General features: G+C 38.9%; 8 protein-coding genes and 1 tRNA gene. 6 read left to right on the top strand and 3 right to left on the bottom strand.

Annotated features, from left to right (window positions below; all coding sequences use genetic code 11):
• The first annotated feature begins 12 nt into the window (after positions 1-12).
• Genes QNI15_RS21495 through QNI15_RS21485 form a run of 3 tightly spaced genes read left to right on the top strand, consistent with a single transcriptional unit; the run spans position 13 to position 5,895 of the window.
• Positions 13-3,399 carry a T9SS type A sorting domain-containing protein gene (locus QNI15_RS21495; protein ID WP_314000955.1) on the top strand — a complete coding sequence of 1,129 codons (3,387 nt, stop codon included), beginning with the start codon at positions 13-15 and terminating at the stop codon, positions 3,397-3,399.
• A 13-nt stretch (positions 3,400-3,412) separates the two neighbouring features.
• Positions 3,413-4,426: a T9SS type B sorting domain-containing protein gene (locus QNI15_RS21490; protein ID WP_314000953.1), complete on the top strand. Its 1,014-nt coding sequence runs from the start codon at positions 3,413-3,415 to the stop codon at positions 4,424-4,426.
• A gap of 53 nt (positions 4,427-4,479) precedes the next feature.
• Entirely contained in the window at positions 4,480-5,895 is a 1,416-nt protein-coding gene (locus QNI15_RS21485) for a PorP/SprF family type IX secretion system membrane protein (protein WP_314033428.1), read from the top strand.
• A 61-nt stretch (positions 5,896-5,956) separates the two neighbouring features.
• On the opposite strand, the gene QNI15_RS21480 is transcribed toward QNI15_RS21485, so the two are convergent.
• Positions 5,957-6,970, bottom strand: coding sequence for an acyl-CoA reductase (locus QNI15_RS21480; protein ID WP_314000949.1), 1,014 nt, complete (start codon positions 6,968-6,970; stop codon positions 5,957-5,959).
• Between the two features lie 189 nt (positions 6,971-7,159).
• Between QNI15_RS21480 and QNI15_RS21475 the strand changes: the two genes are divergently transcribed.
• Together QNI15_RS21475 and QNI15_RS21470 are read left to right on the top strand one after the other, a co-directional pair.
• Entirely contained in the window at positions 7,160-7,504 is a 345-nt protein-coding gene (locus QNI15_RS21475; RefSeq protein WP_313989801.1) for a 4Fe-4S binding protein, read from the top strand.
• A 120-nt stretch (positions 7,505-7,624) separates the two neighbouring features.
• A tRNA-Glu gene (locus QNI15_RS21470) sits at positions 7,625-7,696 on the top strand.
• 87 nt (positions 7,697-7,783) lie between these two features.
• On the opposite strand, the gene QNI15_RS21465 is transcribed toward QNI15_RS21470, so the two are convergent.
• Both QNI15_RS21465 and QNI15_RS21460 read right to left on the bottom strand, forming a co-directional pair.
• On the bottom strand, positions 7,784-9,592 hold the full coding sequence (locus QNI15_RS21465) for a hypothetical protein (RefSeq protein ID WP_314000947.1): 1,809 nt from the start codon (positions 9,590-9,592) through the stop codon (positions 7,784-7,786).
• Positions 9,593-9,834: 242 nt separating this feature from the next.
• Positions 9,835-11,445 carry a GAF domain-containing protein gene (locus QNI15_RS21460; RefSeq protein ID WP_314000945.1) on the bottom strand — a complete coding sequence of 537 codons (1,611 nt, stop codon included), beginning with the start codon at positions 11,443-11,445 and terminating at the stop codon, positions 9,835-9,837.
• 362 nt (positions 11,446-11,807) lie between these two features.
• Here QNI15_RS21460 and QNI15_RS21455 point away from each other — a divergent pair, with 362 nt between their 5' ends.
• A complete protein-coding gene (locus QNI15_RS21455; RefSeq protein WP_314033427.1) occupies positions 11,808-14,822 on the top strand; it encodes a SusC/RagA family TonB-linked outer membrane protein in 3,015 nt (1,004 codons plus the stop codon).
• The last annotated feature ends 25 nt before the right edge of the window (positions 14,823-14,847 follow it).

Raw genomic sequence — 14,847 nt, 5'->3', positions numbered from 1 at the left:
TTCGCTACAGCTATGAAAAAAAAATTTACTATTCAGAAGATTCTCGTTTTTCTTCTTTTGAGCTGGATGGTAATTCAGCAAAGCAAAGGCCAAACATCAGTCTTCAAATCCACATCCCGAAAAATTGTGTATGCCTATGAAGGGTTCGATTACTTCGGGAGTGTCAGAGTGCCGGGGCAGTTTGGGCAGGCTCCTTCTTCTTTAAATAATCCGCTGACGCCTGGAGTATCCAGAGCAACAGAAGCTTCACAGGCAAGTGCAACGGGATTAAATCTACACAATATCAATACAAATAAATCCAACACCAATTCTGCTACAGCGTTGGGATGGGCAGGAGACTGGGTTGCTTCTAATGGGGCGAGTACTCCTTATGAGCTGAGTACTACTACGTTAGAAAATATAGTCAATAGCCCGAATTCTGCTCCTTCCCCAAATACATCTAATGAGAAGTTTAGCCTGATTAATTCAGGATTCTATGCTACTGTTAGTAAGAATGGTGGAGGAACCATTGGCCGGAGGTTACAGACTAGTACAGGGGGATATTTTTATGAATATGAGATATTTGATGAAAACAATCAGAACAATCGTTTAGATAATACCTATACAGATGCTTATTGGTACAATGCAGGAATCAATGCAAGAGATCGTTTTGTACGGACTTTATCTGAAAGTACTATTCGGACATTAGGTTCCAGTAATGCTGCTATCCATAAGGTTTCAGAAAGAACAGGGCCTTTACCTACCTCAGGTACAGATCCTGCGGGTAGTGGAAATAAATATACTGGTAAGACTTATACATCTAATACCAGTATTGGAGCTAATGGAAGTACCATCTGGTTAGGCTTTCTAATGCGTTTAAGTAATGTTGCTAATAATGAGGATGCCTTTGTTAATCTTCATTTAAATAACAATCCTTATCAGGTAGATAATAATAAAGTATCTATCGGTTACTTTGGTACTACTGATCCTGCAAGTTTTGGACTGGGAGCCACTAAGCGTTGGGGCTTACGCATAGGTTCTACATCCTATGTAAGTCCTTTGGCAATAGGTGATGTTGCAGATAGTTCTGCTGTTATACCAGATAAGTTTACTTTGCTGGTAGTAAGCATAACTTTTGATTATAGTGGCAATAATACAGTTAAGTTCTTTGTCATTAATGATAACAGTAAATACTATGATGATATTACTGGTGATGGTGTGATTGATGCACCTACACCTATTGGGATATTTTCAGTTGCAGGTGATTTGTCATTTCATTCACTTGCCTATAATGGGGGTAATACCATTGGGAGAAGTGATATAGACGAAATTCGGTTTGCCAGAAGCTATGATTTGGCAGCATTATCATCTCAAAGTGTGGCAATGGTACGTGACTTGTGTGAAAGCGATATGAATGGTGATGGTGATCCCGATGGACAAGCTGGAATCAATGTGAATCAGGGAGGAGATTTGGGTTATTCAAATGTAACAGATGCCAATAGTAATGGGAAATATGAAGTAGGTGAAGTTCCTGCAACAGAAACAGTAGGTGGAGATCCCACCAATCTTTCAGATACTTCATTTTCTACATATAGCAAGGTTTATGATCCTGCAAATAGTCCGGGAAACGATCCGGATAATGCGAAGGATAGAGTTATTTTTATGAATGGAAATAGTACATTATTTGGTACTCGTTTTGATGCATTAGCTCCTGGTTTTAATTATACTACAAACACTAATTCGCAGCCCAATGATGGAAACTATTATGTAGGGACACAAAGCCGGAATCCTTTTGGTCGGGAAGGAGGATGGCCAGTGTGGATCAATGCATATGACAATAGTGGAGACAAGTTGGGTAATATGATGGTTGTGAATGCTGCATATAGCCGAAATCTTTTCTTTCAACAGGAAGTTTCCGGCATCTGTCCCGGTACACAATACGAATTCTATGCCGATATTCTGAATTTATTTAACCGTCAGATTAAATCAGTAACTAACCTGTCTGCCTCAAAACAAGACTACAGCTGCGGTTGTTACCCTTCTCTGGAACCAGGATGTGGCCAGTTTAGTGCTGCTGGTACAGATCAGGCTTTGTCGGATGGTTTAGGTGGAGCTACCAGAACCGGAGACTGGAATCTTCCTTCAGGTGTAACTGCTACACAGGAATGTTTCGGATTGAATCCGGAAATTGAGTTCCTGATTGATGGTGTTCCGGTTTATATTCCTCCAATCTCCATTAATAACGATGAGAAGTGGCATAGAGTAGGATTTACGTTTATTACCAAAGATCCTCCTTCCGGAAAGATTACCGTTGCTGTACGTAACCGGGCTCCTGGTGGATCAGGAAATGACCTGGCAATGGATAATTTTATTTTCCGTCCATGTGGTCCTCAGCTAAATCTTACGGATGCAGTTGTGTGTAGTGATACGTCTAACCATGTGATAGAATACATTCCTACAGGGAAAACCTACAGAAAGCCTTATTATCGCTGGGTTATTAAACCCCCTCTTTGCCAATCTAACTGTAATGATTCTATTCCTTCGAAAAGGGTTTATTGTCTGGCAAATTGTGGTACAGATCCAAATGATGACTCAGATAATCCGGATGATGCCGTATATGTAGAAGATCCGGATACTACCAAGTGGCTTGTTGTGGGAGGCAAGGCATTCTACGCTAGTGGAGTCGCACGACTGAGTCTGGATACACTTGATCGCAATACATCTGATTTTCTGACTGTTTTTCCAGGAGGGTTTATTCCTAAAGGAACTCAGATTATGGTTTATTCAGCCAGTGAGTCAGACGCAAATACAACTTCCGGAAATTGCCGGATTGCAGGTGCTCCTGCTACTCTGGTCTGTGATTTTCTGACTCTACCTGCTAGTCTGCTCCAGTTTACAGCAAAAGTAGAGTCTGAAATGGTGCGAGTGGACTGGAAAGTCGATAATGAGAAGGGAGTACAGGAATATATAGTGGAACGCTCAACCAATGCTAAAGACTTTATTGCTGTAGGTAATGTTGCTGCCAAAGGAGGAAATAACACGGTTCTGTCCTATTACTTCTACGACCAGAACCCATTGGATGGTACTTCTTATTACCGTCTGAGGATTATCGATACAGATGGAACCTATAAATACTCCAAAGTAGTATCTGTAGATGTTAATATTTCCTTTGCTGTATATCCTATACCTGCCAGTGATGAGGCCATTGTGGTAATGCTGGATGAGAATAAAAAATCAAGAGACGTTCAGATTAAGTTAACCAATACTCTTGGACAAGCTTTACTAGCCTCTGATTATACATTACCAGCTGGCTCTCAGGAGATAAAAGTACCTGTTATTCATTTGGTTTCAGGTGTTTATGTAATGGAAATAGTTACAGGAACACAGGTAACTAAAAAACGGATTATCATTGCACGATAGTAGGATGATATTTATGTCTACAAATAATATCAAATTTTGGTGTAAGAATAAACTTCTTACCTGGAGTGGCTTATTATTCGGTATATTGACATTAGTAGATACTCATTCTGCTAATGCGGAAAATAATATTAAAGTTCTCAGTGTATTTAATGGTGGGCAAACTGATGTAAAGAATGGAACTGTCTGGGTCCAGTTCTTTAGAAATAATGTGGATATTTCTACCAAGGTTCTTTGGTCTATCGAATATACTGTAAAAGAACAGTGTGGAGGAATTATAAAGTATAGTCGTCCAACACCTGCTAATCCAGGTGTGAAATTCGATATTTATAGTGATGAAGACTATATTCCTGTAGGCGTTTACACATATAGAATTGTTGCCTTTAATCCATTTGATAAAGATACAATCAAAACCGAGTTTTTTCGCCCGTTGGTAGTAAAAACAAAGGTTAATGTTGCACCAGTATTGACTATACCTACTGATGTTGATACTACACTTGCCGCCGGTCTTACCAGCTTATCTCATCTGGAACTTACAGGAACAGCAACGGATTTCTGTACAGATTCCATCATAAAACTCAAGTGGGAGCAACTGGATGGACCCTCATTGCAAAACTACGATGTTGGGGGTGGTAAACTTGTATTACAAGATGTACCTGTTGGAGCCTATACATTTAAGCTGTCTGCAACAGATGATGGTAGCCTTACTTCTGAGTCTAGAATAACTATTACTATACAGAAACGAGTTGTTTCTGAACTGACCTGGCAAAAGGCATTCTCTCCTAATGATGATGGTATCGATGATGCCTGGGCTATTTCCAATATTAGTTCCAATGGGGACCTATATTCTGTTACTATTGTCAATCAGCAAGGAAAAGTGGTAATGGATGGAAAACCACCTTATGTTAATGACATGGTATGGGATGGAACTCAGTCGGGAAAACCACTACCTGAAGGTGCTTATTATTTTATTATTACCAATAAAGCTACTCGTGAAGTGAAAAAAGGGAGTATTTTGATGGTGAGGTAAAAACCAACCAGGAAAAGATGAAATGAAGTTTTACCAGCTTAAGGTTTAGAACGTTGAAATCTGTTATCTTACTATGGAGCCAGATAACCATCAGTGTAAGTATTCTGTTACTGAGTGGCATATCTTCACAAGCACAGGTGTTAAGCCCTAATCCCAACTATTATATCCATACATTTAACAACCTGTATCAGCTCAATCCGGCTATGGCAGGTAGTAATGATGAATTGACAGGTTTTATTACCTATCATCAACAAGTTTTGTCTGGTTTTGAAGATACACCTCGTCATCTCTCTCTTTCTGCTGATGCCCCATTTACCAGAAGTCAACAGGTTGCTTTTGGCGGAAATATCTATACATTCAGACGTAGCATTATGCAGACTACTGGGTTGTCTGGTACGTTTGCCCGCAAACTTATTTTGGGAAAAGACTCACATACATTACGACTGGGAGTTACAGGTGGCTTCTTTTATAATACGATAAATCCTGATGGCGTAAACCTGGCTGATCCAGCTATTGCCAGGCTCAATGGGAAATTTCAGCCTGATCTTGCCTTTGGAATAAACTATCAGATAAAAGGTTTTCAGTTGGGGGTGGCATTTCCTAAAATGCTTTCCTTTGCAACAATTGATCGGAGTGGTGACAAAAATACTTCTGCCCTTAAAATTAATGCCTTTAGCAGTCAGCTATTTTATGCCTTATATGATTTTGAAATTAATGAACGATGGGCTATTCGTCCTCTAATGATCTATAGATATATGGCTGATGCAGTATCAGGATTAGAGGTCAATGCCAGAATCCTGTATAATGATAAGTTTTGGTTTGGTGGTACTTTCAGACAAGACTATGGAAATGCAGCTTTTGTAGGATACAAAGCAAAAAAGCTGAGTATTGGGTATGCTTACAAACTGGCAAATGCCCAACAATACAATTATTCCAATCCGGCTCATGAAATACAACTTGGATTGTATCTGGGTAAACTGGGTAAGAGTAAATCTCTTGCCAGAGGAGGTCCCCGATTAAATATAAGTGATGATTTTGTGGTTGGACGTGTCAGGAAATCCAGGTCAGCTACATCTGCGAATAATTCAGCATCCAGCAAGCTACCTATGGCAAAAGCAGCATCTGTATCGAAACAAATTCCCTCCACAGAGGATGAATCGGAAGTAGTAAAGCTAGTGACAATAACCAGAGGTATCAATATAGAAGATATGAATACAGGTAACTATCTGGTTATTGGTTCATTTGATACAAAAGAAAAAGCTGAAAGAGAGCTAAAAAATAGCAAAGAAGATTTAAATGATCAGCCTTACACTCCCAAAATAGGCTTTAACTCAGTAAGCCAGACTTATTATATTTATCTGGCTAGCGGCAAGCTGGAAGATCTGATACGGGTAGGCACAGACTTAAAGGCTCAGGATCAATTTGAGGATATACAAATTCTGAAAGTAGTAAAACCTTCCGGAAAATAAAGAATTATAGGAATCAAGCCTTACAGAGTAATTGATCTTTGTAAGGCTTGATTGTTTTTGGTTAAGAAAGGTTAAGCAAAAATGCCATTGTGTCTACACCATCTGCATAATCGGCAGGACTTGGACACTGGGTTTGTCCAAAAGAATAGCTTCCAGGATACCAGCTATTCTTAGAAACTATACATTGAAGTTTCTCGTGATTGGCCTGAATCTTTTCCTTTAGTTGTTCTTTGTCAGTATATGATTCATAATAGACTACAGCCATTGGAGAGGTTAAAGCGTCATTCGGAGTGAGTAAAAGAAATCCATTATCAAAATGCGGAATCTGATTTACTAGGAATACTGCTTTCTGGTAATCATAGTTGTTGGCAAATTTATGATGGTGAATAATTGGGTTTAGGGATTCAATACTTTCCAGGAAATTAGTAAAATTATATCCTTCAGGAACATATAATTTCGCAACATTTCTGCATCCAAGTCCAAAGTAGTCTGTTATATCATGACCTAATGCAAGGAGCTCATCTGTAGTTTCCTCACCTGTCAGAATTGCACAGGATGTTCTGTTTTGACGAATGATGTTAGGCTTTTTTCCAAAATAATAATGAAAATAACGGGCTGAGTTATCGCTTCCTGTAGCAATAGTAGCATCTGCCTCTGTTAATCGTTCCACAAACTGGATAGAATTGGTAAAACGTGGTTCAACTTCCAGAAGAATGGAGGCAATTGCCTTTATAAGAAATGTATCCTGAGAACTAAGTTTTGCCAGTAGTCTGTGTCCACTAAGTAATACACACATAAGGTCATGAAAGCCAACTGCCGGGATATTGCCTGCCATTACAACACCAATTTTTTTAGGAGATAGTGTTGGAAACGAATAGTGTTCTAGCCATTGATCGAGTTGTTCCCTTTCAAGCATAAACACAATACCTTGTAATGCTTGCTGTACATTTTCAGGCGTAAACCAGGGATTTTCTGATTTTATTCGAAACTGCCATTCCTGTAATTGTTCAGTTGAAAGAGTACGTAAACGATTTCCTGTTTCTATAAATGCAGCCTTTCTTTCGTTGATGGTCATAAGTACAAGAGCCTTTATGTAGATAGTAGTAGAATCTACTTAATTGATAGATTTGATAGAATGTATTACCTTTGTGAATATATTATGGCAAAATTGGTAACAATTCTGTTTTCAAAACAGTTTTAAGTCTGTATTTTTGTAAATCAATATATTTTAATTAACCATATATAAACGAAGCAACGATATTTTATGGCGATAATGATAACTGATGAGTGCATCAATTGTGGTGCCTGCGAACCGGAATGCCCAAATACTGCTATTTATGAAGGTGGAGTAGAATGGAACTGGGCCGGTGGAACAGAACTGAAAGAGGTAGAACTGGAAGATGGCTCAGTTGTGGACGCAAAAACAGCTCAGGATCCTATTTCAAATGAATACTATTACATTGTATCTGGCAAATGTACAGAATGTCTAGGGTTTCATGAAGAACCTCAGTGTGCAGCAGTTTGTCCGGTAGATTGTTGTGTGGATGATCCGGACTATCGGGAAACCGAAGACGAATTATTAGCTAAAAAAGACTGGCTACATAATTGATAGTCAATAGCATACCTTCACGGCTTCATACTAATCAAAGGAAGCCGTGAAAAAAAGTTTACATCTGACTTGCGTTATATAGAATATAGCAGTACATTTGCACCACGATTTAGGAATTACGGTCTATTCGTCTAGGGGTTAGGACGCATCCCTTTCACGGATGAAACACGGGTTCGATTCCCGTATGGACTACGAAAGTCTAGAAACCAGCTCGAAAAGCTGGTTTTTTGTTTTACAGGGCGGTTGTATTTTGTTAAGTAAAAATCCTGATATACATCCTTATTGACACACAAACGAAGTTACCTGGAAAAATCTTCGTTCGCCTGCTGGACATGGATTGGAGGGTTGTGGATTAATTGCCCGCTGGATATATTTCCCAGTTACTTTTATCCTCTGGCAATCTGGAACAGAGGTTTGGTCAGAAAAACAAACAAACTTTGCTGTACCGTCTGCTAAGGTTAATTTACCACCATTGCCGCAATAACAACTAAATGGATGCATTACACCTTGCAGGCTGTTAAAATCTCCTTCCAAAGTAATTTCAGGTGCTGAAGTTTCTGTCCTGGTTTGTCCGGACAACTCTAATACAAACAGTTCAAGAGAATGACTGACTGTATTGCCCTGTACAATCAATACCTGATTATTGATTACCAGAATTTCATCTCTTCGATTGAGTTTAAGATCTGCAGGAAGTGAATATTCCGGTAAGTTGATACTGCCATTTGATTGAAGAGATAGCATGTATGGGCTATAACCAGAATTAGAATTATCCCAGGAACTTTTGCTTCCTTTCCCAAAAAGAATCAGAATGTTTCCATCGGGTAATGAAGCTGTCTTTATAAATTTTGCATTCTCTGTCTTTGCATTGGTATAGCGGGTAAGCCAGGTTACACCTTCATTCGCCTGAGGCGTCCATTCTCCTCCAAATGTGTAAAAGCCTCCTTTTTCCGAAATGCCCTTTGATAAAATTATTTCTTTGGGTACTACATTCCAGGAAGGAGCCTTCACTGTTTCAAAGTCTTTTCGGATTTTAATGAATCCTATATTGCGAGGATCTTTATTTGCCTCTCCAATGCGACTACTATTCAATGATTTACTATTAGGATCAGGCTCACCCGCAAAAACTACGCAATATCCATCGTTTGTCTCTACAATTCCCCCCAATTCAGTGTATGTCTGATTATCGTTTGACCATTTGTAATATTTCTGGGCAGAGCTGCTAATTTCTGCATACAATGGATACGTTTTACTACCATCATAACCACCCGCTTCTGTTCCATGTTCTGTTTTGAATGTATATATAACTTTGGAGTTGATGGATTCTTTGCTAAACTTATGAAGATGAATCCCTCTCGGATAGTTATCTCCAAGATCAATGGCAACAAAATTTCCATCCTGGCTTTGGGTAAGAAAGTTGTCAAATGAGTGCCCTGATGTTTGTCCAAAGTTTCTTATAACAGAAAGAGTTGTCGGATCAAATGCTACCGCAATTCCACCCTGATGATTTAATCCATCTGAACTTTGATTCATGATGCGACCCATCATAAATAGTAAATAGCCATTCTGATATTGAAGGGTACCACCATATGAGCTGATATGAAAGATATCTAAATTTGCCTGATCGGACTTTTGTACCTGTTTCTTTAGTAATGTTCCATTGGAAGATGCCTTGGATAGAAAAATTAGGTCATTCGTACCGTCATTTGAAAAGGTCTGGTAGGTAATATAATAATAGTTACCAACGGCATCATTGGTAGCTGCTAGTAGGATTGTATTAGCCATATTAGGTAATGGTATGGTCTGAATACTGGTTAGGTTTGCATTGAACTTACTCACAAATATTTTCTGGTTTTGTGTGTCCTGCCAGATTACTTCAAGATTCCCTTCCGGATTTTTTAATAGAAAAAACATCCTTTGCTGAGAGGCCTGCGTCTTATTCGCATCCGGCGGATTACCTGTAACTATAAATTGATATTTCGTGAGATCACCTAAAGGGGTCTTGAAGACTTTTGTTTCAGATTGAGCCCAGGATAAGCAATTAACCAACAGTAATAAAACCGTTGGTATCCATCTGAATCTAGGATACATAGTACAGTGCTGATAGAATAGTAAAGAAATAAGTTGACAACCTGATGTGTTGTTAATCAGTGTGTTAAGATAGGGAGAATCATGCTATTGTAAAATATAGACAGAAAAAAACATGTACGTAGTTTTTATATATAATGGGTTGTTTTTCTGCAGAGTAAAGTAGCTATAAACAAATACATCTACCTATAAAAATTTTTCCTCTCATAGGTAGATGTATTTGTTCTTGAAAAACTAAATATTGGCTATTGGTTTTGAAATTGACTCAGGGTATCCTCCATTTCGCGGGTTTTTCTTTCCATTTCTTCCTGAGTGGCAGCTAGCTCTTCCATGTTTTGACGCATCTCCTCCTCCTGAGCTCTCAACTCCTCCGCCTGTAACTGAGATTGTGCCAGCAACTGTTGAATCTTTTGATTGGTTTTCAGAATGGTTAGCTCAGCCGCTATAGCATTACAAGCTTCCTGTAAGAAGGTTATTTGATAGGGTTCCAACGGTTGGAAAGAGGCTAATTCCAAAGCACCTTCTACTCCTTGCTCAGATAAAAAAGGAACAATGAGCAAACAGGTTGGATTAGCTGTGCCTAACCCGCTACTGATCCGAACATAATTTTCCGGGATATCGGTCAGATAGATAATATCCCGTTCCTGACAAGCTGAACCAATCAAGCCTTCTCCCCATTCCAGACGTTTTTTTAGGTATTTTCTTCGTTCATAGGCATAGGTAGCTACTACATCCAGATAAAGTTGTTTGTCTTCTTCCACCACATGAAAGATTGATCCCTGATTGGCTTTTACATATTTGACAACAAACTGGATCAGTGTTGCATGCAAGGTTTGATGATCCAGGTTTTTATTACGAAGCAGCTGACTCAGTTTGGATAAACCTTCATTATGCCAGTTCTTCTGAGCTTCTTTCTGTGCAGATTCCTTCAGACTATTACGCATTTGCAACAAAGCTTCTACAATCGGTCCTTTGCCATTATACATCGAGGCTTCCACAGAAAAGTTGTTCTGCGCTACCTGACGGGTAAAATCCATGAGTTGTTTCTGATTCCCAACTAACTGATGGAGTGAAGTGATCATACGAGAAACTTCGTCTTTACTATCACTAAGAATTACCTCTGGCAGTTCCCCTTCGGATAGTTGTTCCAGATTAGACTTGGCCTGGTTAATAGGACGAGTAATGGATTGAATCAGTAAGTTTGAGAAAAGGAATAAAATAAGACCTGCAAAAGCTATGAAAATAATAATCCCCCATTTGGCTGTATTCTCCTGTGATTGTATCTCCAGGATCAGTGTATGTGATTCTGCCTCAAGATCTTTTTCCAGAGTTTGAGTAGTATTTATAAGGTTTTGGAATGAAGTAGAGTATTCACTAAACAAAAACTCTTTAACTTCCTGATACTTTAGAGAATCAGATGATGTGCTGTTCAGTATTTTATCAAAGTTGTTCTGGCTCAGAGCGGAAAGATCTTCAACCTTGACCAGGAATTTTAGTTTGAGTTCCTGAAGCTCAGGAGAAAGGTTTTGATGTTTTCTGACACGATTTGTTGATTCTTTCAGGAGGGCTTGATGATTTTTGAACCATTCTTTTAATTGGTTTGCTCTGTCTGCTTCTGTTTCTGTGTTAATGATAAAGGCAAATCCCAGATGTCCCCGTAGTGCATTGTACAGATGTTTTGTTTCTGCAATTTCTTCTTTTAAGGTATTAAGATGGTCAATTCTGTCACTCATTTGTTCGCTCTTAGCAGAAGTATACCAGAAAACAACTGCGATTACAGAGAAAAAAAAGAGAGATGTATAAACAATTACCAAAAGCCTCCTACCAATAGAGAGGTTTTTTAATAGTGTACGCATACTACGAAGTATATATAAATAAGAATAGTACTAGTTAAGAAGTATTGGTCAAAAATAGTCGAAGCCTTTTCCAATCACCATCGCTTATCAAGAATATTCATAGGTATGTAAGAACTAACTCAAATTAGATAGATTCTACAGGGATTTGGTTGTAGCGTTTGGGGTAAAGAAGAAATGAATGTATACAGGCTATAAGTCTAGCATGGGTTGGGTTTGGATGGTTGTATTGTGAAAGTGTCTAAGTGCAGAAGATATTATGTTAAAATAGTATTTGGATGTGTTAATATTCTGTGAGAGTGTGTTTTTTCAATATGATAAATTGCTGGTAGAAACCCATTAACCTTTCTTAAAAGTATTTATCTATGAAGAACATCCCAAAAAAATGCATGGTCGGACTACAGTTTCTTCTTTTCAGCCTGTTTGTGATACCTCAGGTGTATGCACAGGTCATTGTAAAGGGAACTGTTAAATCTGAGACAGGAGAGGGCTTTCCTGCAGTCAGCATCTTTATAAAGGGTACAAACAGAGGTACTAAAACAGATGCTGATGGAAAATTCAGTATCGAAGCTCCCGGACCTGAAGCTGTGTTGGTATTCACTTTTGTAGGCTATCAGAAAAAAGAAGTACAGATTGGAAACAGTTCCGTACTGGATGTTACACTCGAAACAGATATTAGAGCATTGGATGAAGTGGTTGTAACGGCTTTGGGAATTAAGCGTGAAAAGAAGCAGCTGACCTATAGCACTCAGGAAGTAAAAGCAGAGGAAATTACCCGAGCCAAAGAAACGGGTGTATTAAACTCACTGACTGGAAAAATCTCAGGTGTACAGATTACTTCTTCAACAGGGCAGCCTGGAAGTTCCTCCCGGATTGTGATCAGGGGGACAAGTTCCTTGCTTGGTGACAACGAAGCACTAATTGTATTGGATGGTGTACCTATCAATAATAGTCAGACAGGAAATGCCGGACCAGGAAATGGTGTCAGTCGTTTATCGGATATTGACCCCTCTATTATTGAGAGTATCAACGTCTTAAAAGGTTCTGCTGCTTCTGCATTGTATGGTTCAAGTGCTGCTCGTGGAGTAGTAATGATTACAACTAAAAATGGTAGTGCTTATAAGAAACCTTCTATCAATTTTACGTCTCAGGTTTCATTAGAAACCCCAATCCTGCCATCTGTTCAAAGTAAATATGCACAGGGAGATAAAGGTGTGTATTACAATGGTGAAGATCAGAAAACAAGTTTGTTATGGGGGCCGGAAATTAAAGGATTGACAGTAAATGGGGTGCCTGTACGAAATAAAAATCCAATGAAAGAGTTCTTTCAGACAGGAAAAACCTACACAAATTCATTAAGTGCGCAGGGTGGTTCTGATAAATCAAATTATCTGCTTTCCTACTCTTACCTGGATCAGACCGGAACAGTACCCACTACCAATTACAAACGTCATTCTGCTTTCCTGAAATTCCAAAATCAATTATTTGATAACTTAACCAGCACATTTCAATTCAACTATGTAAATTCTACTAATCACCGGATTGCTGAGGGATATGGTCTGGAAAGTCCTTTATGGACAGTCTTTACCGCTCCATTTACCTGGGATCCGAAACCTGCACTGGATGCAAATGGTAATCAACGTGTATTCCGCTATTCACGTAATAACCCATACTGGGTATTGGACAATATCTACAACGATTCAAGAAACAATCGATTCCTTCCTGTTCTGACATTAACATATAAACCGCTCACCTGGTTAACAATCAGTGAACGTGTTGGCGCAGATGTATATACCGAGCAAATCAAGTACTTTGAAGCTCCCAGTGATGTACTCGCTACCAAAGGTGTTATTACAGACCGAAACAATAACTTTCGTCAGTTTAATAATGATTTAATTATTGAGGCACGGAAAAATTTTGGTCCGGATTGGGATGTAAGTCTGTTATTGGGTAATAACCTTTTCTCAACCTATTCTCAAACCTACCAGATTCAAGGTACTGGTCTGACGATTGATAACTTTAATAATGTCAGCAATGCAGAACGCCAGGTGAGTTATGAAAACTATTCCAGAAAGAGAAAAGTTGGTTTTTACGGACAAATGAATGTAGAATATAAAGGCTTACTGAACTTCTCACTGACAGGCCGTTATGATGGTACATCTGTTTTGGCTAAAGGGAGTAACTACTATGCCTATGGTTCGGCCTCTATGGGCTTTATTTTCTCTGAGTTGCTGTCTTCTGTTCCTGCTATCAATTTTGGAAAACTTCGCCTGTCTTATTCTAAGGTAGGGAATGACAATGTAAGTCCTTATAGCCTTACTACTCCCTATACTGCTGCTACAAACTTTCCTTTTAACGGACAAAATGGCTTCCTGATGCAGACTACACTGGGTAATGCCAATTTGGTCAATGAAAATACGAATGAGTTTGAAATAGGTCTGGAAATGAAGTTACTACAGAATCGTATTGGTTTTGAAGCAAGCTATTTTGACAGAAGACACAAAGATCTGCTGACACAAGATATTCCAGTTGCTCCATCTACAGGTTATAGTTCTACAACTCTGAATGCGGGTGATATGACTAATAAAGGAGTTGAAGTATTACTGAATCTAACTCCTGTAAAAGCGGATAATTTCTCTTGGGATGTAACCGTAAACTATACAAAGATCAAGAATACAGTTACCCGTATCTATGGTGATCAGCAGATGCTAAACCTGGGACAAACGTATGCATTTGTGGGTGATCCGTATGGCACATTCTATAATTATGGATATAAACGTAACGAACAGGGACGGATCCTGATCGATGATAGTGGATTGCCTTTGTTAAGTTCTGATTATCAAAAAATAGGTAATATACAACCTGACTGGTTAGGGGGTATTACTAACACGTTTCGTTACAAGGGAATTACATTAAGCTTCTTTTTTGATATGAAAAAAGGAGGAGATATTATGAACTCCGATCAGCGTTACGGATACTTCTATGGGGCACCAAAAGTAACAGAAAACCGCGAAAACCGTGTAGTATCAGGTATTCGGGAGTCCGATGGTCAAGAGAATACTACAGAGGTAACAGGACAGGCTTACTTTCAGCGATTAAATACAATTTATTCAGAATCAGTGCAGGATGGTACTTATATCAAGTTGAGAAATGTGAGCCTGAGCTATAACTTCTCAAAAACACTACTTCAGAAAACACCTTTTGCTACAGCCTCTTTGACCGCAACCGGACGTAACCTGTGGATTTATTCCCCTCATTTTACAGGCGCAGATCCGGAAGTAAACAGTTTTGGCACTGGGAACAATGCGATTGGAACATATGCCTATTCTGTTCCGACTTCCCGGTCTTTCAATTTTACGTTATCTGTAACGTTTAAATAATCTATCTGACGCAAAATTCTTGTAG

It is taken from the genome of Xanthocytophaga flava (assembly GCF_030068545.1).
Lineage (GTDB): Bacteria > Bacteroidota > Bacteroidia > Cytophagales > 172606-1 > Xanthocytophaga > Xanthocytophaga flava.
The sequence above is the reverse complement of the archived record's forward strand: the minus strand, read 5'-3'. Positions and strand labels throughout refer to the sequence as shown.